This is a genomic window from Paraburkholderia agricolaris, assembly GCF_009455635.1.
GTDB lineage: Bacteria > Pseudomonadota > Gammaproteobacteria > Burkholderiales > Burkholderiaceae > Paraburkholderia > Paraburkholderia agricolaris.
This window is the reverse complement of the sequence record NZ_QPER01000001.1, coordinates 560518-583690: the sequence shown is the minus strand read 5'-3', so window position 1 is coordinate 583690 and position 23173 is coordinate 560518. Positions and strand designations below refer to the sequence as shown.

22 protein-coding genes are annotated in these 23173 nt (G+C 63.2%); 9 read left to right on the top strand and 13 right to left on the bottom strand.

Annotation, left to right across the window (positions count from 1 at the left end; all coding sequences use genetic code 11):
- Nucleotides 1-258 precede the first annotated feature (258 nt).
- The 4 genes from pyk to GH665_RS02615 form a co-directional block, all read right to left on the bottom strand.
- Nucleotides 259-1695 carry a pyruvate kinase gene (gene pyk, locus GH665_RS02630; protein WP_153138192.1) on the bottom strand — a complete coding sequence of 479 codons (1437 nt, stop codon included), beginning with the start codon at nt 1693-1695 and terminating at the stop codon, nt 259-261.
- A gap of 415 nt (nt 1696-2110) precedes the next feature.
- Nucleotides 2111-3304, bottom strand: a complete 1194-nt coding sequence (locus GH665_RS02625; RefSeq protein WP_153134545.1) for a phosphoglycerate kinase — start codon at nt 3302-3304, stop codon at nt 2111-2113.
- 272 nt (nt 3305-3576) lie between these two features.
- A complete protein-coding gene (locus GH665_RS02620) occupies nt 3577-3900 on the bottom strand; it encodes an AzlD domain-containing protein (protein WP_153134544.1) in 324 nt (107 codons plus the stop codon).
- Entirely contained in the window at nt 3897-4643 is a 747-nt protein-coding gene (locus tag GH665_RS02615; RefSeq protein WP_153138190.1) for an AzlC family ABC transporter permease, read from the bottom strand. The genes GH665_RS02620 and GH665_RS02615 overlap by 4 nt, the downstream gene beginning before the upstream one ends.
- A gap of 194 nt (nt 4644-4837) precedes the next feature.
- On the opposite strand from GH665_RS02615, the gene GH665_RS02610 reads away from it, so the two are divergent.
- From GH665_RS02610 to GH665_RS02585, 6 genes are all read left to right on the top strand, one after another.
- Nucleotides 4838-5761 (top strand): branched-chain amino acid transaminase, encoded by a 924-nt coding sequence (locus GH665_RS02610; protein WP_042321182.1) that lies wholly within the window; start codon nt 4838-4840, stop codon nt 5759-5761.
- Between the two features lie 79 nt (nt 5762-5840).
- Nucleotides 5841-6035, top strand: coding sequence for a zinc-finger domain-containing protein (locus GH665_RS02605; protein WP_042321180.1), 195 nt, complete (start codon nt 5841-5843; stop codon nt 6033-6035).
- A 170-nt stretch (nt 6036-6205) separates the two neighbouring features.
- Nucleotides 6206-7231 (top strand): lipopolysaccharide heptosyltransferase II, encoded by a 1026-nt coding sequence (gene waaF, locus GH665_RS02600; protein WP_153134543.1) that lies wholly within the window; start codon nt 6206-6208, stop codon nt 7229-7231.
- Between the two features lie 178 nt (nt 7232-7409).
- Nucleotides 7410-7856, top strand: a complete 447-nt coding sequence (locus tag GH665_RS02595; RefSeq protein ID WP_153134542.1) for a nuclear transport factor 2 family protein — start codon at nt 7410-7412, stop codon at nt 7854-7856.
- A gap of 61 nt (nt 7857-7917) precedes the next feature.
- The gene (locus GH665_RS02590; RefSeq protein ID WP_153134541.1) at nt 7918-9042 is read left to right on the top strand and encodes a YheT family hydrolase; all 1125 of its coding nucleotides are present in this window, start codon (nt 7918-7920) and stop codon (nt 9040-9042) included.
- Nucleotides 9035-9607 (top strand): DUF2946 family protein, encoded by a 573-nt coding sequence (locus GH665_RS02585; protein ID WP_153134540.1) that lies wholly within the window; start codon nt 9035-9037, stop codon nt 9605-9607. Before GH665_RS02590 ends, GH665_RS02585 begins: the two co-directional genes overlap by 8 nt.
- Here the strand turns inward: GH665_RS02585 and GH665_RS02580 are convergent.
- A complete protein-coding gene (locus tag GH665_RS02580; RefSeq protein WP_153134539.1) occupies nt 9604-11328 on the bottom strand; it encodes a M48 family metalloprotease in 1725 nt (574 codons plus the stop codon). The two genes, GH665_RS02585 and GH665_RS02580, sit on opposite strands and share 4 nt — an antisense overlap.
- Nucleotides 11329-11462: 134 nt before the next feature.
- On the opposite strand from GH665_RS02580, the gene moaC reads away from it, so the two are divergent.
- A complete protein-coding gene (gene moaC, locus GH665_RS02575; protein WP_046567816.1) occupies nt 11463-11939 on the top strand; it encodes a cyclic pyranopterin monophosphate synthase MoaC in 477 nt (158 codons plus the stop codon).
- Between the two features lie 75 nt (nt 11940-12014).
- Here the strand turns inward: moaC and GH665_RS02570 are convergent, their stop codons facing one another.
- The 8 genes from GH665_RS02570 to recA form a co-directional block, all read right to left on the bottom strand.
- Nucleotides 12015-13799, bottom strand: a complete 1785-nt coding sequence (locus GH665_RS02570) for a PglL family O-oligosaccharyltransferase (protein ID WP_153134538.1) — start codon at nt 13797-13799, stop codon at nt 12015-12017.
- A 135-nt stretch (nt 13800-13934) separates the two neighbouring features.
- On the bottom strand, nt 13935-14558 hold the full coding sequence (locus GH665_RS02565; RefSeq protein ID WP_153134537.1) for a pilin: 624 nt from the start codon (nt 14556-14558) through the stop codon (nt 13935-13937).
- A gap of 134 nt (nt 14559-14692) precedes the next feature.
- A complete protein-coding gene (locus tag GH665_RS02560) occupies nt 14693-15397 on the bottom strand; it encodes a TerC family protein (RefSeq protein ID WP_153134536.1) in 705 nt (234 codons plus the stop codon).
- 145 nt (nt 15398-15542) lie between these two features.
- Complete coding sequence (gene sucD / locus GH665_RS02555) at nt 15543-16424, bottom strand: succinate--CoA ligase subunit alpha (RefSeq protein WP_153134535.1); 882 nt, start codon at nt 16422-16424, stop codon at nt 15543-15545.
- A gap of 127 nt (nt 16425-16551) precedes the next feature.
- Nucleotides 16552-17721, bottom strand: coding sequence for an ADP-forming succinate--CoA ligase subunit beta (gene sucC, locus GH665_RS02550; protein WP_153134534.1), 1170 nt, complete (start codon nt 17719-17721; stop codon nt 16552-16554).
- Nucleotides 17718-18461: a DUF2889 domain-containing protein gene (locus tag GH665_RS02545; RefSeq protein WP_153134533.1), complete on the bottom strand. Its 744-nt coding sequence runs from the start codon at nt 18459-18461 to the stop codon at nt 17718-17720. The genes sucC and GH665_RS02545 overlap by 4 nt, the downstream gene beginning before the upstream one ends.
- 125 nt (nt 18462-18586) lie before the next feature.
- Nucleotides 18587-19312: a recombination regulator RecX gene (gene recX / locus GH665_RS02540; protein ID WP_153138188.1), complete on the bottom strand. Its 726-nt coding sequence runs from the start codon at nt 19310-19312 to the stop codon at nt 18587-18589.
- 7 nt (nt 19313-19319) lie between these two features.
- Complete coding sequence (gene recA, locus GH665_RS02535) at nt 19320-20396, bottom strand: recombinase RecA (RefSeq protein ID WP_054034441.1); 1077 nt, start codon at nt 20394-20396, stop codon at nt 19320-19322.
- Between the two features lie 232 nt (nt 20397-20628).
- On the opposite strand from recA, the gene GH665_RS02530 reads away from it, so the two are divergent.
- Both GH665_RS02530 and GH665_RS02525 read left to right on the top strand, forming a co-directional pair.
- Nucleotides 20629-21405, top strand: coding sequence for a response regulator transcription factor (locus GH665_RS02530; RefSeq protein WP_028196266.1), 777 nt, complete (start codon nt 20629-20631; stop codon nt 21403-21405).
- Between the two features lie 9 nt (nt 21406-21414).
- A complete protein-coding gene (locus GH665_RS02525) occupies nt 21415-22953 on the top strand; it encodes a sensor histidine kinase (RefSeq protein WP_153134532.1) in 1539 nt (512 codons plus the stop codon).
- Nucleotides 22954-23173: the final 220 nt, after the last annotated feature.

The window sequence follows — 23173 nt, the reverse complement described above, 5'->3', positions numbered from 1 at the left end:
AGCTGCATACCCGTCACACATTCCCTAAAGCGCATCACCTGCGGACCTTTACCGCACGCGCAATTGGAGTCTGTGCGCCGCCTCTCGCGGGGCATGACAACCTGCTTCGCTCAATCAAACCTGTCGGCCAGAGTTAGCGCTTACTCTGATCCCATGCAAAGCTCTTACTCTGGTCCCATGCAGAGCTGTCGGCCAGAGTTGGAGCAAAGCTCTTTCCGGCCTCACGCAGCCCGTGCCGATCGAGCAGTCCGCTGCGAATCAATACGGCTCGCCGACGCGCACGATCTTCAGCGTATTCGTGCCGCCTGCCTGACCCATCGGCTCGCCGACGGTCAGCACCACCATATCGCCGCGCGACGCGTAGCCCTTGCTGACCACGGTTTCCAACGCCTGCTGCAAGGCCGTGTCGCGGTCGCTGCTGGTGTCCAGATGCAGCGACGTGACGTTGCGATAAATCGCCATTGCCCGCTCGCTGCCGACACGCGGCGTGAGCGCAAAAATCGGCACATGCGTCCAGTGACGCGACATCCACAGCGCGGTCGATCCCGACTCGGTCAACGCGACAATCGCCTTCGCCCCGAGGTGGAACGCCGTGAACAGCGCGCCCATGGCGATCGACTGGTCGATCCGCGTGAACGTGCGGTCGAGGAAATCCTTGTCCAGCTCCGACTGCTCCGACTTCTCGGCTTCCAGACAGATCGCCGCCATCGTCTCGATGGTCTGCACGGGGTACTTGCCCGCGGCGGATTCAGCCGACAGCATCACCGCGTCGGTGCCGTCGAGCACCGCGTTGGCGACGTCCGACACTTCGGCGCGGGTCGGCACCGGCGCGTAGATCATCGATTCCATCATCTGGGTCGCGGTGATCACGAACTTGTTCGATTCACGCGCCATACGAATCATGCGCTTTTGCAGCGCGGGAACTGCGGCATTCCCCACTTCCACGGCCAAGTCGCCGCGCGCAACCATGATGCCGTCCGATGCGTCGAGGATGCCTTGCAGCGCCGGAATCGCTTCCGCACGCTCGATCTTCGCGATCATCTTCGGCTTGATGCCGTAGGGCGCGCCCGCGATGTTCGCGAGCTGGCGGGCCATTTCCATGTCGGTGGCGTTCTTGGGGAACGATACCGCGACGAAATCCACGCCGATCGACATCGCCGTGCGGATGTCTTCCATGTCTTTGGCCGTCAGGGCCGGCGCCGTCAGGCCACCGCCCTGGCGGTTGATGCCCTTGTTGTTCGACAGGTCACCGCCAACCTTCACGGTGGTGTGGATCTCGCTGCCGAGCACACGCACCACGTCGAGCACGATCAGGCCGTCGTTGAGCAACAGCACGTCGCCCGGTTTCAGGTCGCGCGGCAGATCCTTGTAGTCGAGACCGACGCGCTCGTCGTTACCGAGTTCGCACTCGGCGTCGAGGATGAACGAGTTGCCGGGAACGAGCGTGGTCTTGCCGTTTTCGAATTTGCCGACCCGAATCTTCGGGCCTTGCAGGTCAGCCATGATGGCAACTTCACGGCCGGCCTGGCGGGCCGCCTCGCGCACGAATTCGGCGCGCTGGCGGTGGTCGTCGGCGGTGCCGTGCGAGAAATTGAGCCGCACCACGTCCAACCCTGCCCGAATCATTTGCAGCAGGATTTCCGGCGTACTGGAAGCCGGTCCGATGGTAGCGACAATCTTGGTAGCGCGATGCATGAGTCTCCTCGTCTGGATGGGATCGCTGGAATGAGCGCTGCGAGTCGGATGCGGAGGCTGCGCACCGAAGGGTGCTACGGGGGGCTGCGCGCCGGTTGAAACCAGCGTCGCTTTATGGGGTGAAGCGGTGTTCGACACCTGCACGGGGAGTGCCGGCGGGGGTGCGGGCGCGACCTCTGCGTCCGGGAGTTCTGCCGGTGAGTGGGCGGATTGTCCGTTGGACAGTTCCGCTGCCTCGCCGGCAGTGGTCAACTCCGCGAGCGCGAGGGGCGACCCGGATTCTTCCTGCTGGGTGGTCACCGCTGCCGGGGCGGCGGAGCGCGCTTCGCGCTCCCCTGCCGTTGCTGCTGCGGTATTGCGCGGCTTGCCGCCGCGCGCTTTTGCAGACTTCGCCGAGGGGGAGCGCGTCGCCACGTTAAGCCCGCGATTCCAGAACAGCGACCGCCGGCAGCGTCTTGCCCTCGAGGAACTCGAGGAAGGCGCCGCCGCCCGTCGAGATATAGCTGACCTTGTCGTGAATGCCGTACTTGGCAATCGCCGCCAGCGTATCGCCGCCGCCGGCAATCGAGAACGCCGGCGATTTGGCGATCGCGTCAGCGAGGGTCTTGGTGCCGTTGCCGAACTGGTCGAATTCGAACACGCCAACCGGGCCGTTCCACACAATCGTGCCGGCTTTTTCCAGTTGTGCGGCGAGCACCTTGGCGGTTTCCGGTCCGATGTCGAGGATCAGGTCGTCGTCCTGCACGTCGGCGACGGCCTTCACTTCGGCCTTGGCGGTCGGCGAGAATTCTTTGGCTGTCACCACGTCGGTCGGGATCGGCACTGAGGCGCCACGAGCTTTCGCAGCGTCGATGATGGCTTTCGCTTCGTTGACCAGATCGGCTTCGGCGAGCGACTTGCCGATCTTCAGGCCGGCCGCCAGCATGAACGTATTGGCGATGCCGCCGCCGACGATCAACTGATCGACCTTGTCGGCGAGCGACTTCAGAATGGTCAGCTTGGTGGACACCTTCGAGCCGGCGACGATCGCCACCAGCGGACGCTTCGGCGCGCCCAGCGCCTTGCCGAGCGCTTCGAGTTCAGCGGCCAGCAGCGGGCCGGCACAGGCGACCGGCGCGTATTTGGCGATGCCGTGCGTGGTGGCTTCGGCGCGGTGCGCAGTGCCGAATGCATCGTTCACGTAGATGTCGCAAAGCTTCGCCATTTTCTGCGCGAGCTCGTCGGAATCCTTCTTTTCGCCCTTGTTGACGCGACAGTTTTCCAGCAGCACGACCTGGCCCGGCGCCACGTTCACGCCGTTTTCGACCCAGTTCGCAACCAGCGGCACGTCACGGCCGAGCAGCTCGGCCAGACGCTTCGCGACCGGCGCCAGCGAGTCTTCCGGCTTGAATTCACCTTCGGTCGGACGGCCCAGGTGCGACGTGACCATCACGGCGGCGCCTGCGTCCAGCGCGGCCTTGATCGCCGGCACGGAGGCGCGGATACGGGTGTCTTCGGTGATGTTGCCTTGATCGTCCTGCGGCACGTTCAGATCGGCGCGGATGAACACGCGTTTGCCGGATAGCTTGCCTTCGGCGATCAGATCGGAGAGACGCAATACCTTGTTCATGGGCGTGTATGTGCGAGTTGATGGGAAGGCGGTGGCGGACGACGCGCCAGCAACCTGGCGCGGCAAACTCCAGCGCTTCGGCACGGCAGCGGCTCCACTGAATCGGGCGCCGGCGGCCTGGCCGCGGCTGTCGCGCCATGCAGCGGCGCGGTTATCCCGGAAACGAGCATTTTAACTGATCCCCACTGCCTTCTGACCCGCGGCGAGGCGAATGTCCCGTATTTGAAGAATGCGCCGCGCATGCCGCAACGCAGCATTCCTATCCCGATCAATCACATAAAGAGGCGCAAGAGCGTAAATACAACCATTCCCACGACAATCGTACCGAGCATGGTGCGCCGCCACAAAAACCACACAAGACCGGACAACGTTGCGTAAAACTCGTGGTTGGACGGCGCGAACGAGAGCCCCTCCGGCGTCGCCAGTACATCGGGCAGCACAACAGCGGCCAGCGCCGCGGCCGGCGCATAGCGCAGCATCCGCTGTACACGCTCCGGCAAAACGGTGCGCTCGCCGCCGATTAGAAACATGGCGCGTGTCACCGCGGTGACGAAGGTCATGCCGATAATGGCCAGCCAGATCTGCGTGGACGTCATTGGGAATCTCCGGCGCTGTTACGGATGCGGCGCAAGTCGGCACGCTCGACCATCAGGTCGGCGGCACTGCCCGCGATAATCGCCGCGATCACGGCCAGCGGCAGCGCGAGGCGGTACGGCAGGTCGAAAGCGAGCAGCGAAACGAGGCCGGCGATGCTGACGGCGACCAGCGTGGAACGGTTGGCGATCGCCGACACCATGATGGGCAACAGCGCCAGCGTGCCCGCCAGCGCGAGGCCCCAGTTATCCGGAATCAGGCTCGCCAGCAGGATGCCAACGATCGACGACACCTGCCACGACAGCCAGCTGCACACCGCCATGCCCCAGAAGTAAGCCTCCTTGCCCGGCACGTAACCGGTCTGAAAGCTCTTCTTCTGGAACAGCAGATAGATCACGTCGCCGTTGAAGTAGCCCAACACGATGCGCCGCCACATCGGCAGATACGAAAAATGCGGCGCGAGCCCGGCGCTGAAGATCACAAAACGCGTATTGACCATGGCGGCAGTCAGCAGCACGGTCCACATCGGCAGCTTGGCGGCCAGCAGCGGCAACACGGCCAACTGCGAGGAACCGGCGTAGCACAGTAGCGACATGGTGAGCGCCTGCGGCACGGTGAGCACGGACTTGCTCATCGCAATGCCGGTCACGAGGCCCCAGGAGAATATCGCCATGAGCGTAGGCGAATAGTCGCGCGCGCCCTGACGGAAGGCGCGGCGATCGATATCTGACAGGCGAGCGAGCATGAAGGCGAAACGCGGGCGCGAGGCGGCGCCACAACGAAGGGAAGTCGGCGCCAGGTCGTCAAGCACCCGCTGGCGCATCCGGATTTGAATTATGCGTGCGCCGAATTATAGCGCCCGACGTGCGGCCAAATGCCCGTTTCGTGTGCAAAAGACGCTAAAATGACGCTCTTTCACCGCACCCGCTGGAGAATCTTATGTCAATGGCCGACCGCGACGGCAAGATCTGGATGGATGGCAAGCTCATCGACTGGCGCGACGCCAAGATCCACGTGCTGACCCACACGCTGCATTACGGCATGGGCGTTTTCGAAGGCGTCCGCGCCTACAAAACGGCAGACGGCGGCACGGCGATTTTCCGCCTCCAGGAACACACCAAGCGCCTGCTGAACTCGGCCAAGATCTTCCAGATGGACGTGCCGTTCGACCATGAAACGCTGGCAGCCGCGCAGCGTGAGGTGGTCCGCGAAAACAAGCTGGAATCCTGCTACCTGCGCCCGATCATCTGGGTCGGCTCGGAAAAGCTCGGCGTGTCGGCCAAGGGCAACACGATCCACGTGGCGATCGCCGCCTGGCCGTGGGGCGCTTACCTCGGTGAAGACGGTATTGCCAAGGGCATCCGCGTGAAGACTTCGTCGTTCACGCGCCATCACGTGAATGTGTCGATGGTTCGCGCCAAGGCCTCGGGCTGGTACGTGAACTCAATCCTCGCCAACCAGGAAGCGATTGCCGACGGTTACGACGAAGCGCTGCTGCTGGACGTGGACGGCTACGTGTCGGAGGGCTCGGGCGAGAACTTCTTCCTCGTGAACAACGGCAAGCTGTACACGCCGGATCTGTCGTCGTGCCTCGACGGCATCACGCGCGACACGGTCATCACGCTGGCGCGCGATGCGGGCATCCAGGTGATCGAAAAGCGCATCACGCGCGACGAGGTCTATACGTGCGACGAGGCGTTCTTCACCGGCACGGCCGCTGAAGTCACGCCGATCCGCGAACTCGACAACCGCACGATCGGTTCGGGCGCACGCGGCCCGATCACGGAGAAGCTGCAATCAGGCTTCTTCGATATCGTGAACGGCAAGAGCGACAAGTACGCGCACTGGCTGACCAAGATTTAACGCGCGCTGCGCCGGCCATTTGGCCCAGGCTTTTTTGCCGGCGCAACGCACGCACCCTGCATACAACGAGAAAGTCCTCATGAGCGAAATCAAGGAAATGCCGCTGGTCGAACTGTCGGCAAAAGACCTGCCGGCGTATTGCCCGAATCCCGCAATGCCGCGCTGGAGCGCACATCCGCGTGTCTTTATCGACGTCACGCACGGCGAAGCCAAATGCCCGTATTGCAGCACGCGCTACAAGCTGCGCGACGGCGAAGTGGTCAGGGGTCACTAAACCTGAGCACTGGGCCAGATCACTGAGCGCCAATCGCTTGCCGCCGCTGCGGCGCGTCCGGCTTTACCGGGCCCGCGCCTCGCAGCGCGCGGCTTATTCCCATTTACCCCTCCGAACGTCACGCGCATGACGCGCGCGACGCTTCGTTTCGACACCGGACACTCACTCTGATGCGTCGCGCGTTGGTTATCGCACCGAACTGGATCGGTGACGCATTGATGGCGCAGCCGCTGTTTGCGCGCCTCGTGAAATTGCATCCGCGCATCGTGATCGACGCAGTCGCGCCCTCGTGGGTCGCGCCCGTGCTCGAACGGATGCCCGAGATCCGCGACGTCTACGCAACCGACCTGGCGCACGGCAAGCTGCAGATGCTGCGCCGCTGGCAACTGGCGAGCGATTTGCGCGATGTCGGCTACGACGCGGCCTATGTCCTGCCGAATTCGCTCAAATCGGCGCTGATTCCCTGGATGGCGGGCATTCCGCTGCGCATCGGCTACACCGGCGAAAGCCGCTACGGCTTGCTGAACGTCCGCCACGCGAATCCGCGCAAGGACGAGCGCCCGCCCATGGTCGGCCACTACGCCGCCCTCGCCTACGCGCCAGGCGCCAAGATCCCCGACGACTTGCCCATGCCGCGGCTCGACGCGGACCTGAACGAAGCGTCGCGGGTCTCGGCGCGCTTCAATCTGGATACGCGCGTGCCGCTGCTGGTGTTCTGTCCGGGCGCCGAGTACGGTCCGGCCAAGCGCTGGCCGCCCGAGCATTTCGCGGCGCTCGCGCAGATCGTCGGCCAGTCGTTCCCGTACACGCAGATCATTGCGCTCGGCTCGCCCAAAGACGCGCCGCTGGCCCAGGCGATTGCCGACAAAGCGCCGAACGTGCGTAACCTGTGCGGCCAGACCGCGCTGGGCGAGGCTTGCGCGCTGATCTCGCGGGCCAGCGCCGTCGTCACCAACGATTCCGGTCTGATGCACGTGGCCGCCGCGCTGCGCCGGCCGCTGGTGGCCGTGTACGGTTCGACCGATCCGCGCCACACGCCGCCCTTGTCCGAGCTTGCGAAGGTACAATGGCTTCATCTCGAATGCAGCCCCTGTTTCCAGCGCGAATGCCCGCTTGGGCATCTGAACTGCCTTAAGCAGTTGAGCGCCGAGCAGGTATTTGGCGATTTGCGCGGCATGTTGCTTGCGCAACGTTGAACCAGACTGATTCGGCTGATACTTGCACGCAACACCGCACGCCCCTGAGCGCGTCGCGTCATGTTCGCGCCTTGCGGCGCGGGCATTCTCGCGCTTGGGTGCGATTGTCCGGTGCTCCGGACTGTCCCGCTGACCGCTGCCCCGCAACCGCGCGCCGCGCACAAGAGACTGACGAGCCATGCCACGTTTTGCCCATATCTTCGAAGCCGCCGCCGATACGTTGAACGCCTATTACCAGGCCGTTGCGGAGATGAATATCGACAGTTTGATGGGCCTGTGGATCGATGAGGAGTTCGTGAGCTGCATCTGCGCCGACGGCTCCCACCTGCACGGCCTCGACAGCATTCGCGCCGGCTTGCAAATCCAGCTCGAAACCGCGCCGGTTGCGATTGAGCCGCTCGACATTCGCGTCTACGACAGTCTTGGCACCGTCGTCTACGCCATTGCCGAGGCGCATCGCCCGGCCGATCCGAAAGCGGCGCCCACCATGGTGTTCACCACTTACGTGATGGTCCATGAGCGCGGCGAGTGGCGAATTGCTCATATTCACGCGAGCCCGATGCCGAACGAGGCCGCCAGTCAATTCGCTACCAAGATGCGGCATGGCCAGGGGTCGCTGCACTGACGCCCGGCAGGCATTTTTTCGCCTTGTTTCACCGGCTTTACCTTTTGGCTTCGACGCTGGCATGAGCACGCCTCGCAGAAAGTCCCTCCTGGGGACAACACACGATCAATCCACCGCTAACGGCGCAGCGCGCGCCGTAGCCGCCGTTGAGCGCAGCATCGAGGGCACCGTCGATCTGCTCTACCGCGCGCCGCTCTGGCTGCCAAACCGGCATGTGCAGACCATTGTCCCGTCACTGTTCGGGCGGCGTCCGGCGATCGCGTTCCGGCGCGAACGCTGGGATACGCCGGATGGCGATTTCATCGATCTCGATTGGGTCGTGCATGACGGCCAACCGGCCTCTGCACTGAGCCCTCCCTCTGTGCGTCAAGCCCCGGCAGAAGACGCGCCGCTGCTCGTGCTATTTCACGGCCTGGAAGGCAGTTCCGCCTCGCACTACGCCGCCACCTTGATGGCGGCCGCGCGCGAGTACGGCTGGCACGGCGTCGTGCCGCACTTTCGCAGTTGCAGCGGGTCGCTGAATCTGTTGCCGCGGTTCTATCATCTCGCCGACAGCAACGAAGTCGACTGGATCCTGCGCCGTCTGCGCGCCACGCATCGCGGGCCGATCGTGGCGGCGGGCGTGTCGCTCGGCGGCAATGTGCTGCTGCGCTGGCTCGGCGAACAGCGCGAAGATGCGGTACCGGTGCTCTCGGCCGCCGCGGCAATTTCAACGCCGATCGACGTGCACGCGGGCGGCCGCGCGTTGTCGCAGGGCTTCAACATGGTCTACACGCGCAGTTTCCTGAAGACGCTGAAGCAGAAAGCCGAGCAGAAACTGCTGCAGTTTCCGGGGCTGTTCGACCGCGATACGATGCTGGCAAGCCGCACGATGTACGACTTCGACAACGTGGTGACGGCGCCGCTGCACGGCTTTCGCGATACCAATCACTATTGGAGCAGCGCGACCACGCGGCCGCTGCTGCCCGGCATCGCCGTGCCGACCCTGGTGCTGAACGCGCGCAACGACCCGTTCTTGCCGGCCGAAGCGTTGCCGGCGCAGCATGAGGTATCGGCATCGGTGGAACTCGATCAACCCCGGCATGGCGGCCACGCCGGCTTTATGACCGGGCCGTTCCCGGGCCGCATCGACTGGTTGTCGCGGCGCGTGCTCGGTTATCTGGAGCGCTACGTCGATCATGGATGACATCGTCAAGCAGGCCTTGGCCAAGTGGCCCAATGTGCCGAGTTGCACCGGCTGGCTGATGCTGGACCGGCGCGGCAACTGGCGCATGCGGGATGAAGCTGCTCAGGCCAGCGGTGCGCCCGGCACGCCGATCCGGCATGAAGCCTTGCTCGGATTTATCAACCGGAATTACGACGCCGATGAACACGGGCAGTGGTTTTTCCAGAATGGTCCGCAGCGGGTGTACATCGAGCTGGGTTATACGCCGTGGGTGGTGAGGCTGTCGGCCGATGCCGCCGGGCAGCTTTCCCTGACCGACCAGGCCGGTGGGACTTTCGAGCCAACGGCGGTGTTTGTCGACGATGAAGGCGGGATTCTGTTCGTCGATGGCTCGACGCCGCCGCGGGTCGCGGTTTTGCACGATCACGACCTCGACGTTTTCTCCGATCACGCAAGCCTGGGCGATGACTCGATGAGCGGTGTGTTTCGCTGGAACCACGGCGTCGAGTTGCCTTTGCAGGGCGTGCAGCGAGATGAGGTGGCCGCGCGGTTCGGGTTTGTCGAGAGTCCGGCGGCAAACGCCTAGCTCTTCTCGTCAAGCCGCTCCTCTTTATAGCGGCTCTCCATCTCATGTAACCGGGCATCGACGGTCGCGAGATCGTAGTAGCCGATTTCCTTCATATCCCGCGCTTCCTTCAGTTGCCGGATGGCCGACGGCCAGGCCCCTTCGAGGGCGAACTTCTCGGCCAGCGCCCGACGGCGCGTCAACGTATCGCCAGTGCCGGCACTGGCCTGGGCGAGATACAACCACCAGGCGGGCTGATCGGGTTGCGCGCGCGTTTCCTTCAAAGCCAGCGCCTGCGCATCGGCAAATCGCTTCAAGGTCAGCAAGGTCTGGATATGCATGTCGATAGCGGCGTTCGACTGCGGCCAGCGCTTCTGTGCAAACTCGGCAAGACGCGCTGCCTCGTCGTCATGCCCGGCGCGGCGTGCGATATCGGCCGCGAGCACGTCGAGACTCGGCGAACTGCGCATGAGCTCACCTTCACCGCCCTCACCGCGCTCACCGGTGGCAAACGCCGAGCGCGACGCAGCCAGCGACGCCGCCGCATCACCGTAACGTTCGAGCAGCATTTGCCCATAGGCAATCCCGTACCAGTTCGCGGCAACGTTCACCGCGGTGCGGTCCTCGATCTCGGAGCGCAGGCGCGAAATCTCATCGGCGTATTCGCTGCGCGAGCGGTCCTGCAGCAGGCGCGCCCGTGCCCGTACAAAACCGTATTCGGGCGTCTGATGCGGCTGCCGGTATGGCGCGCGACGCGCACGGTCCTCCATGTCGGCAATCCGTTCGCCAGTCAGCGGATGAGTGCGCGCGTAGGCCGGGATGCCCGTGTCGCTCATGGCCGCGCGATCGAGGCGGCCGAAAAACGTCGTCATCGCGTAGGGATCGTAACCGGCGCCGGCCAGCAGCAGAAAGCCGACGCGATCCGCTTCATGCTCGGCGGAGCGCGAAAAGCGCAACTGGTTGTCGACCGCATAGGCCTGGCCGCCAATCGCAATTGCGCTGCCCAGGTCGCCACTGTGTGCGAGTACGCCCGCCACAATGCCGAATAGCAGGCCGGCAAGTGCCGCATAGGAACTGCGTTCGCCGGTGGTGATCATCCGCGAAATGTGCCGCTGCAAAACGTGCCCCATCTCGTGACCGAGCACGGAGGCGAGTTCGGACTCCGTTTGCGTCGTCACGATCAGGCCGGTGTTCACACCGATAAATCCACCTGGCAGCGAGAAGGCATTAATCTGCGGGTCGCGGATCGCGAACAGATCGAAGTCCGGCCGGTAGCCGCCGATGTACAGCGCGCTCGCCGCCGCGGAGAGTTTTGCTGCGACCGAGTTCAGATAGTCGCGTACCAGCCAGTCGTCGAGATAGTCGGGGTCGCGGCGCACCTCGCGCATCACGCGCTCGCCGAGCTTGCGCTCGGCTTGCGGCGTCAATGAGCCGGAGCCGCCGTTGCCGAGGTCGGGCAGTTGCTGCGTGACGATCGGTGCGCGCCAGCCGGTGGCCGCACCGCTATTGCCGGAGAAGCGGCTCTGCGCGCCACCATACACGCCGAAGACACCCTGAGCGATGTCGGGCGGCACGATCGGGTCGGCGAAAGTCTCGACCGGACCGCTTACCAACGGCGGTTCCGCGGACTGCGTGTTGAGCGCGAGGCTCGTATCCGAAGCGGTGCGCGATTGCGCGAACGCGCCCGGCGGAGCCGCGAGCGCGACAGACAACAGCACAGCAAGAAACGGTTTCGAACGCATCGCGAGGTCGGTATGACGAAGTCGAAAAGCGACACCCGCCGCTCGGACTAAGATAGCGGGCACAGGGTAATTGTAATCATCCCGGGCCGCCCGACCGCACTGCTATGATAGGCGCCCTCTGAAGGAGCCCAACCATGCCTGAACTCACTCATTTCGACGCCGCCGGCCAGGCGCATATGGTGGACGTCGGCGGCAAGCAGGAGACCAAACGCATCGCCGTCGCGCGTGGCTCGATCCGCATGCTGCCGGAGACCTTCGCGCTGATCCGCGACGGCAACGCCAAGAAGGGCGACGTGATCGGCATCGCACGCATCGCCGCGATTCAAGGCTCGAAGCGCACTGCCGATCTGATCCCGCTATGTCATCCGCTCGCACTCACGCGGGTCAAGGTGGATTTCGATCTCGATGAAAAACTGCCCGGTGTGCATTGCACGGTGCAGGTGGAGACGCTGGGGCGCACGGGTGTGGAGATGGAAGCGCTGACCGCCGTACAGGTCGGACTGCTGACCGTGTACGACATGTGCAAGGCGGTGGATCGCGGCATGACGATCACCGACGTGAAAGTGCTGGAGAAACACGGCGGGAAGTCGGGGGATTGGGTGGCGGGTTGATGACGGCCAAGGTCATCGCCCCGCTGCACCTCTGAAGCTACGGCTACAGCACGACAGCGCAGCGCGCAGCCAGCTTCAATCGTCGTCGCTGTCGTCGTCCTGATTGACGTCGCTCGGCGGCATGCCGTAGCGCTTGACCAGTTCCGCCTTGAAACCGGTCAGCGTTTTCTGCTCGTCGCACAACTCGTACAGATAGGCCAATTGCGACGGCCAGTCCTTCAACTCCTGAGCAAAGATTTTCAGGCGCTCGACGGTGTCGTACGCGCCCGCCGTATCGCCGCTCAGAGCCTGCAGCACCGCATACCGGCGCAGCACGGTTTCACCCGGCAGCAACGCGATCGCCTGTTTATGCATGGCGAGCTTGTGTTGCAGATTCATCGAATTCATCGGCTCCAGGGTCGCCATGCCGTATTCGCCCCACGCCTGAAACAGGAACGACGGATCGGCCCGATACTGCTCGGCAGGACGCGAGCCGTAATACAGCACCTCGGCACGGGCGTAGTCGCGATACACCGGATACAGCGCAGCGATGCCGCCGAACACGATGACGGCAAACGCACCGAACGACAGGCGCGCCGGCACGAGGCGCAGCGGCCGCGTTTCGAGCAAGCCGAACACGAACATCGCCGGCAGCAGGAAGAACATGTACTGCTGCGGATATTCGACCAGCGCATGCATGACCAGCACGCCGATCAGCGCGATGCCAAATACACGAGCGGCATTTTGCGGCGCGCGAACCACGCGCACGATCCACGTGATCAGGCCGAACAGCACGATTGCGAGGCCGATCAAACCGGTTTTCGCGAGCAGGTCGATGAAGATGTCGTGCGAATTATTGGCAATCTCGACACCGCCCAGCGATTTCACGTACTCGAACTGGTAACTCGGAAACTCGCCCCAGCCGACCCCCAGCAGCGGATGCGTCTTGAACATCGTCCAGCCGTATTTCCACAGCGCAAGGCGCGGCGCGATCTGGCCAGCGTCCTTGAACCGATCCGCCGCGGACTGCGCAAGTTCCAGGTGATAGTGGACATTGGCCCAGCGAACCAGCGCATTGACGACGAAGAACAGCACCGCCAACGCGATCGGAATCAGCCATTCGCGATTGCTGCGGCGGAGAAGCGGCTGACTACGCGTTTGGGCGAAAGCCATCCAGAAACCCGCGATCACGATCACGCCCATCTGCAACCACGGGCCGCGCGACACGGTCAGCGCGAGGCCGACGGCAAAAATCGTCGACACAAGCAGCCAGATGCTGACGGCAAGGCGGCGTGTCTGCACGAGGAACAGCGCGCCCGCCATCGCGAACGAGATATAGGTGGCGAGATGGTTCGCCTGCGCCATGTTGCCGAACGGCCGACGGTCGATCAGCACGTTATAGGCGACAACCAGCGGCGACACACGCGCCTCGAGGTGAAACAGCTGGATCACCTGGCAGAACACCGCAAACAGGCCGCCAACAATCAACGACCCAGCAACCCAGCGCAGCGCCGTTTCGTTCAGCTTGACGCGCGTGAAGCCATAGCCGGCGTGCGTCGCCATCAACGCGGCGAGCAGGTACCCGCCGCCAAGCCAGTTCATCGACGGCTGCGAGACCGGCAGCAGCACCGACTGCGCCACCAGCACCAGCCCGAACAGCAACGGCACGAGCGCGACCACCGGCGACGCGAACGTGACGCGCGGCCTGGCCGTCGAGACCAGCAGCACCACACCCGCACCCATCAATAGATACAGCGCGAGCGCCGTGAATTCAGCGTAGAAGGTCGGAATCGGATACGTATGGCCGACGACTGCATAAGGCAGCACCAACGCAAGAGACAACAGACTGAGAGACAGGTAGCGCGCAAATGGGGTGGGCATCGAATAACCGGAGGGCGTCAGCAACCGGCGCACTATACAAAAAAATCCTCCTGCTGTGCGCCGGCTGGGCTGAAATATCCCGGAAATCAGTGTTTTACGTTCGGATAACAGCTCCCCGATCGTCCACCCGCCTGCTTACGAACGGCACTCCGGTGGTGCAAGATTCGACGGCAACGATGGCGCATCGACTGGCGAGGGCCCGGCGCCAGGAGCCGGTAGCGAGGAGGCCGTTTTGCCGCCGGTGAAACACTCCCAGGTGACGGCGCCCACCTGCACGACACCCTTGCTCAAGGCGATCCGCGCTGTCGGCGCCTCGGCGTTGTCGGGCACCGAGGGCACAAGCGTCAGCGTGTTCGAACCGGCTGGCGCGACGCGCGTCGAGAAAGCGACGGTGATCTGGCCGGTGTCGTCATCGACATGGACGGATTCGACATTGCGGGTGGCAGGCGGCGACGCATAACCCCCGCCGAACGCATTGCCACTGGCCGCGTTTTCGGACACCGCAAGCCGCGCGGATGAGGCGAGTGAGAGACCCTCCCCCACTCTGCTGCGGGCCAGGTAGTCCTGATAAGCCGGAATCGCATAGGCCGCGATGACGCCGACGATCGCGAGCACGATCATCAACTCGATCAGCGTGAAACCGAAACTGAAGCAGCGGCAAGCACGCGCGAGCGGCACAACCCAGCGCGCCCGTTCGAATGCGCGCCGCGCGGACGGCGTGGACTGTGAATAAGGAGGGTACGGCAAAGTAACGATCATCGGCAGGCTCCTGAAACGAAAAACGCCTGCCCCTCGAATCGGGGACAGGCGTTTCAATCGTAGCCAGCAGCGCTCGTTCCACACAGTCAGCCAGATGGCTAACGCTGCGCTAGCGTCGCGTCATGACTTGCTGGTCAGGCGGCCGCGCCCTTCGCGTTGCGGCGCTTGAGCAGGTAGCCAAGGATCACGACGAACAGCGCGCCGGCAATGCTCATGCCGTATTCGGCCGCCGGCGTATCGAGGATCGGCCAACGGTCGCCGGCCGGGTCGTTGATGATCAGGCCGCCCGCGATCCAGCCAAGCAGCGCCGCGCCGAGCGTGATGACGATCGGAAAGCGGTCGAGCAGTTTCAGCACCAGCTGGCTGCCCCACACGATCAGCGGAATACTCACCAGCAGCCCGAAAATCACCAGCGCGAGACGATGCTCGGGATCAGCCGCCTCGGCCGCGCCGGCAATTGCGATCACGTTGTCGAGGCTCATCACCGCATCCGCGATGATGATGGTTTTGATCGCCGAGATGAGCTTGTCGGCCGGCTTCACGTTCTCATGGGCGTCATGCGCGGGCGCCATTAGACGTACGCCGATCCACAACAGCAGCAGGCCGCCCGCGAACTTCAGCAACGGCACGTCGAGCAGTACCACGGCAAACGCGATTAGCGCGACGCGCAGCACAATCGCGCCGGCCGTGCCCCACAACACGCCCTTGGTCCGCTGCGCGGGCGGGAGATTGCGGCAAGCGAGCGCGATCACAACGGCGTTATCGCCACCCAGCAGGATGTCGATGACGATGATCTGGATGACTGCGCCCCAATGGAGGGTGGCGAAGAACTCGAGCATGAACGGAAGAATAAGAAGGAATCGGACACGCAGCCAACAAAAAAGCGGGGGAGTTGGAAACTCCCCCGCTTTTTAGGACTGCACGCTTACGAAAGGATCTCGTAAGCGTATCAAAAAACGCGCTGTACGAGCCGCGAATTTTGATTTACAGCATCGCCTTCAGAAGACGCGCCATTTCCGACGGGTTCTTCGTAACCTTGATGCCGCATGCGTCCATGATTTCCAGCTTGGCTTCAGCCGTGTCCGCACCGCCCGAGATCAGCGCGCCGGCGTGGCCCATGCGCTTGCCCGGAGGCGCCGTGACACCGGCGATAAAGCCAACCACCGGCTTCTTCATGTTGTCCTTGATCCACTCAGCAGCGTTCGCTTCGTCCGGACCGCCGATTTCGCCGATCATGATGACGGCGTCCGTTTCCGGATCGTCGTTGAACATCTTCATCACGTCGATGTGCTTCAGACCGTTGATCGGGTCGCCGCCGATACCGACTGCCGACGATTGGCCAAGGCCGATTGCCGTCAATTGGCCGACTGCTTCATACGTCAGCGTGCCCGAACGCGACACGACGCCGATGCGGCCCTTGCGGTGAATGTGACCCGGCATGATGCCGATCTTCAGTTCGTCCGGCGTGATCGTGCCCGGGCAGTTCGGTCCGAGCAGCAACGTCTTGCTGTTCCTGGCGCGCATGCGAGCCTTGAGCTCGATCATGTCACGGACAGGAATGCCTTCCGTGATACAGATTGCGAGATCCAGGTCGGCTTCGACGGCTTCCCAGATGGCAGCAGCAGCGCCTGCCGGCGGAACGTAAATCACCGATACGGTCGCGCCCGTTTCAGCCTTGGCTTCAGCAACGCTAGCGTAGATAGGAATGCCTTCGAAATCTTCGCCGGCCTTCTTCGGGTTCACGCCTGCAACGTACGCTTCGCGGCCGTTTGCATATTCACGGCAAGCACGCGTGTGGAACTGACCGGTCTTGCCGGTAATGCCCTGCGTGATGACCTTGGTGTCTTTGTTAATCAGAATCGACATGTATTGACCTCTGTTCGTTTGGCGTCGCGGTGGTGCGTGGCGCGGCGGGATGTTCTTCGCCCGCGCCGCTCATGCATCACACACGCGCCGCCATTCGTAATCCTGGTAAACGCGCTTGGGGTTTGGCTTACGCCTTGCCCGCAGCGGCCGCGACGACCTTCTGAGCCGCTTCTTCCATGCTGTCCGCCGCAATGATCGGCAGGCCGGATTCAGCGAGCATCTTCTTGCCCAGGTCTTCGTTCGTGCCCTTCATGCGGACCACGAGCGGCACCTTCAGCGACACAGCCTTCGACGCCGCGATCACGCCTTCCGCGATCACGTCGCAGCGCATGATGCCGCCGAAAATGTTGACCAGAATCGCGGTCAGGTTCGGGTTCTTCAGCATGATCTTGAACGCTTCCGTGACCTTCTCGGTCGTGGCGCCACCGCCCACGTCCAGGAAGTTCGCCGGTTCGCCGCCGAACAGCTTGATGGTGTCCATCGTTGCCATTGCGAGGCCAGCGCCGTTCACGAGGCAGCCGATGTTGCCGTCGAGCGAGATGTAGGCGAGGTCGAACTTCGATGCTTCGACTTCAGCCGGATCTTCTTCGTCCAGATCGCGATACGCGACGATTTCCGGGTGACGGAACAGTGCGTTCGAATCGAAGTTGAACTTGGCGTCCAACGCGATGACCTTGCCGTCGCCGGTCAGGATCAGCGGGTTGATTTCGGCCAGCGATGCGTCGGTTTCCCAGAATGCCTTGTACAGGCCTTGCAGGATCGCACGTGCTTGCGGCAGCGAAGCGGCGGGCACGCCGATCTTCGTTGCGAGCTCGTCGGCTTCGGCGTCTTTCAGACCGGTCGCCGGATCGACGGCGATCTTGTGGATCAGCTCAGGCGTCTTTTCCGCGACTTCTTCGACGTCCATGCCGCCTTCGCTCGATGCCATCACGACGATCTTCTGCGAAACGCGATCGATCACCAGGCCGACATACAGTTCCTTCTTGATGTCAGCGCCTTCTTCGATCAGCAGGCGATTCACCTTCTGGCCTTCCGGACCGGTCTGGTGCGTGACGAGCTGCATGCCGAGGATCTGTTCCGAATACTCGCGAACCTGATCCAGCGACTTGGCGACCTTCACGCCGCCGCCCTTGCCACGGCCACCCGCGTGGATCTGAGCCTTCACGACCCATACCGGGCCGCCGAGCTCTTGCGCGGCCTTGACCGCATCATCCACCGAGAAGACCGGCTTGCCGCGCGGTACCGCGACGCCGAATTTCCGCAGGATTTCCTTACCCTGGTACTCGTGAATCTTCATGCGTGATTCCCTTCAGTCTGAGAGTTGGATTGAACATCGTTTCCGCTACCGTCGTTCATGCCGGACGCGTTGCCGCCCTCACCTGTCTGGCGGGCTGCCCCGTCGCCTGACGATGCCGCGCGATCCGCTGTATACGGAGCGCGGCCATACCAGCGCGGATAAAACTGTTGCACCGCCTCGCCGTCGAAACGCAGCGCGTGGCAGCGTCCCAGCTGGAATGGCGGTTTATCGTTGGAATGCTCGTCTGTGCTGTGCGACGAGCCGTTCCCTGAACTCGTCTCCGCGCCCGGCCTGCCGCCATCATTGGTGTTCCACACGTCGCCGGCGAACGCCTGGATTGCAGCGGTCGGCAGGAGTGCGCACAACTCGGTGAGATGCGTGCAACCGGCCGTGCCGGCCAGCAAACGGGCAGCATCGCGACGGAAGTTGTTGAACAGATTGAGCCCGATGAGGGCACGGTAGGCGGGATTGCTGGCTTGGCACAACCCTGGATAGGGCACCCAGTCGGACGACGCTTCGGCGTCGACGACATTGAGCTTGCGATCGATGGTGATGCGAAGCCAGAGTTCATGGATCGGCTGACCATTGGGCCGGACGCCCGACGCAAGCACCACATCGCGCGGTTTTTCGTCGGTCAAGCACGCTTCCACATCCCACAGGCCATCGGCTCGCTCATAGGCTTCCGCTCTGATTGCGCGACGGTGGCGCAACTGACGGGACACTGGCGGGGAGAGCGGCATGCGGAAAGGAAAGGCCGGATTGGAAAACCCCCGGATTTTAGCATACTGGGTATTTGGGACAGCGCGGAACGCGCAGGGCCGCCCGGTGGGCCGGGGCGCGCGGCGGACGCTATCTCAAAGTGGGGTTACTCGCCGCTCCACTCCTCGTCGAGCCCTTTAAGAATTTTGCCGATGGTTGCACCCGAGAACCCGCGCGACGCCAGAAAGCGCGCTTGCTTCGCCCGCTCGGCGGCGGTTTCCGGAAGCCGGTCGAATTTCTTCCGCCAGACGGCCTGAGCGCGTGCAAGCTCGGTTTCGCGCAGCTGCGCACTCGCTTCTTCGACCAGCGTTTGGTCCACAGCATGCTGCTTCAATTCACCGACAATCCGGCTCGCGCCCAGGCGCGACGAGCGCCGATGGATCAGGCTTTCCGCAAAGCGCGAATCGGATAGCCAGTTTTCGGCTTCCAGCGAATCGAGCAAGGTATCGAGTGAATCGGTTTCTTCGACGAACGGCTTGAGCTTGCGCGCGAGTTCGGTGCGGCTGTATTCACGCCGGGACAGATAGCCGAGCGCACGTCCTTTTAGCGAACGGGCTGGGCGTTGGGATTTTTTTGCATCGTCCTGACCTGGCTTCGCCTCGCCGGGTGTGCGGCGCGAGCGGGTGTAGGTGGTTTCGGACGGGTCCGCTGCAGCTTGAGCGGAGGAATCGGGCCGCGACTGACGGCCCTCTGCGCGATCGTGCGCGTCGAACGACTCGAAAGGATCAAGCGAATCAAACGGATCGCGCGGATCACCGTCACCGACACGCGGGCCGTCCGCGTTGCGTCCAGCGTTAGCAACATTGGACAGCGGCCGGCCCTTGCGTATCACGTGCTGGTTACTCTTCTTCGCCCGCGACTTCAGCTGCCGCACCGGTCGCCACTTCCGCCATGGCATTCACGCCCAGCGATTCACGGATACGGTTCTCGATCTCACGGGCAATGTCCGGATTTTCACGCAGGAATTCACGTGCATTGTCCTTGCCCTGACCGATACGTTCGCCGTTGTAGCTGTACCAGGCACCGGCCTTGTCGACGATTTTTGCCTGCACGCCGAGGTCGATGACTTCGCCCTGACGGGAAATGCCTTCGCCGTACAGAATGTCGAAAATCGCTTCACGGAACGGCGGCGCAACCTTGTTCTTCACCACCTTCACTCGCGTTTCGTTACCGATCACTTCGTCGTTCTTCTTGATCGAACCGATCCGGCGAATGTCCAGACGCACCGACGCGTAAAACTTCAGCGCGTTACCACCCGTAGTGGTTTCCGGATTGCCGAACATCACACCAATCTTCATACGGATCTGGTTGATGAAGATTACGAGGCAGTTCGTGCGCTTGATCGTACCGGTGAGCTTGCGCAGCGCTTGCGACATCAGACGCGCTTGCAGACCCGGCAGCGAGTCGCCCATTTCGCCTTCGATTTCAGCCTTCGGCACGAGTGCCGCGACCGAGTCGATCACGATCATGTCGATCGAGCCCGAGCGCACCAGTGCGTCGGCGATTTCAAGCGCCTGTTCGCCGGTATCCGGCTGCGAAACCAGCAGGTCGTTGACGTTCACGCCGAGCTTGCCCGCGTACTGGATGTCCAGCGCGTGTTCCGCGTCGATAAACGCTGCCGTGCCGCCGAGCTTCTGCATTTCGGCGACGACTTGCAACGTCAGCGTGGTTTTACCGGACGATTCCGGACCATAAATTTCGACCACACGGCCACGCGGCAAACCGCCGACGCCCAACGCGATGTCGAGGCCGAGCGATCCGGTTGAGACCACCTGGATATCTTCGACCGCCTCACCTGCGCCGAGCCGCATGACCGACCCTTTGCCGAACTGTTTTTCGATCTGCGCGAGTGCGGCAGCCAGTGCCTTGCTCTTTTCAGCAGTCAGTCCAGCCGAGCCTTTCTTGCTTTCTTCCATGAATCGTCCTTTGCTATGATGAACGGCGTCTGAGGCAGATGTGCCGCCCTTTTTAGCGGACAGCACACGAAACCCAGACACTGTATAAAAAAACAGTAGTTTTGGCAAGCGCGATTCTCATGCGAACGCGCATTTTTACCGCCGCGCTGCCCAACTACCCACAATAATTTTCGGAGACCGCTGTGCGCCGGGGAAACACCCCACGGTGCCGGCAAGGCCAGGTTGGCGCACCATGCGAATTCTGATTGCCGAAGACGACAGCATACTCGCGGACGGTCTGGTTCGATCACTCCGCCAATCGGCCTATGCCGTCGATCATGTGAAGAGCGGCGTCGAGGCCGACACCGCCCTGTCCATGCAAACTTTCGACCTGCTAATCCTCGATCTGGGCCTGCCGCGCATGTCGGGGCTCGAGGTGCTGCGCCGCCTGCGCGCCCGCAATTCGAACCTGCCGGTGCTGATCCTCACGGCCGCGGACAGCGTCGACGAACGCGTCAAGGGCCTCGATCTCGGCGCCGACGACTACATGGCCAAGCCCTTCGCCCTGAACGAGCTCGAAGCACGCGTGCGCGCGCTGACCCGGCGCGGCGCGGGAGGCGGCCCGACCGTGGTGCGGCACGGTTCTCTGTCGTTCGATCAGGTGGGCCGGATCGCCTACGTCAACGAACTGGTGATCGACCTGTCGGCGCGCGAACTCGGTCTGCTCGAAGTGCTGCTACAAAGGATCGGGCGGCTGGTATCGAAGGAACAACTGGTCGACCATCTGTGCGAATGGGGCGAGGAAGTCAGCAATAACGCAATCGAAGTCTACGTGCACCGGTTGCGCAAGAAGATCGAGCCGAGCGGCGTACGCATCATCACCGTGCGCGGCCTCGGATATTGCCTCGAGAAAGCCGCCCAGCCTTCTAACGTCAGCGCCGGCGCGCTCGCGCCGCCCGGCTCCGCCGAGCCCGAACCACCGGCGTCGCCGCCGTCGGCCGCGATGCCGGCGAGCCATCACTACAAATAGAGAGCCCCCATGTCCGCACGCGCAGACCGCGCCACGGCGCACGCGGCGGACCTCGACGAAGCGCGCGACGAGCGCTACGCCAATCCGTTCGCCCCGCCCGACGAGACCGAAGCCGCCGCTGAAGCACGCCCACGCTCGCTGTTCGGCGAAATTCTCGACTGGATGCTGGCGCCGCTCCTGCTGCTTTGGCCCATGAGCCTCGCGGTCACTTACCTGGTCGCCAAGTCGATCGCCAACGGCCCGTTCGACCGCGCGCTCGAAACCGACGCCTACGTGCTCGCCCGCCAGATTCATCCGATCAATGGCGTGGCGGAGCTGTCGCTGCCCGATTCCACCCGCGACTTTCTGCGCGCCGACAATGTCGACAGCGTGTTCTATCAGGTGCTCGGCACGCGCGGCGAACTGGTGGGCGGCGAGCGCGACATGCCGCTGCCGCACGAGGAAGACCGGCCGCCGCCGGGCCTCGTCGAATTCCGTGACGACGTGCTGCGCGGCAACGACATCCGTGTCGCCTATACGACCGTCGAGTTTCCGCAGACGCCCGGCGCGCAGCCGGTGCTGGTACAGGTCGCCGAAACACTCGACAAGCGCAGCCAGCTTGCCAACGACATCATCAAAGGCGTGATCCTGCCGCAGTTCGTGATCCTGCCGCTGGCGATCCTGCTGGTGTGGTTCGGCCTGTCGCGCGGACTCGCGCCGCTGCATGCGCTGCAGGCGCATATTCGCGCGCGCCGCCCAGACGATCTGTCACCACTCGAAGCGCGCCGCGCGCCGCCGGAAATCGAGCCGCTGGTGACGTCGTTCAACGATCTGCTGACGCGTCTCGAACAAAACATGGAGTTGCAAAAGCGCTTTATCGCCGACGCCGCGCATCAGATGAAAACACCGCTGGCCGGCCTGCGCACCCAGGCTGAACTGGCGCTGCGCCAGGACGCCTCCGCGGAAGTCCACCGCTCGCTCGAACAGATCGCCACCAGTTCGGAGCAGGCGGCGCGTCTCGTCACCCAACTGCTGGCGCTGGCGCGCGCGGAAAACCGCATGTCGGGCCAGATTTTCACACCCGTCGAGGTGACGGAAGTCGCGCGCAGCGCGGTGCGCGACTGGGTTCAAGCCGCGCTCGCCAAGCAGATGGACCTCGGCTACGAAGCGCCCGAAGAGCCGGTCGAAGTGGACGGCAATCCGGTCATGCTGCGCGAAATGCTGTCGAATCTGATCGACAACGCGATCCGCTATACGCCGGCTGGCGGCCGGATCACCGTGCGGGTGCGGCACGACGTGGCGGCGCGGCGCGTACACCTGGAAGTGGAAGACACCGGGCTCGGCATTCCGGTGGCCGAGCGCTCGCGGGTAGTTGAGCGTTTTTACCGGATTCTCGGCCGCGAAGGCGACGGCAGCGGCCTCGGGCTCGCGATCGTGCGCGAGATCACGATCATGCACGGCGGCGAGATGACGATCGACGATAACGTCTACCAAACCTCCCCGCGGCTTGCCGGAACGCTCGTCCGTGTCAGCTTGCACGTGCTCGAACGGGCACAGGACTTACCCTAAGGACGCCAAAACACCCATCAGAACCGCCACCATATTGAGATGGTGTTATCGAATCTTGCAAGAACTTAGATCGCAATTGCCGTGTTTTGGCGGAATTTTATAGCACACAGCCGACACTGACATTTGACCCTTCCACGTCAGTAGGCCGTAAGTTTCCACTCCAATAATCCGTTTCACGGGAACGCCTTTGCCGGCGGACCACGTGTACATATCAATATTG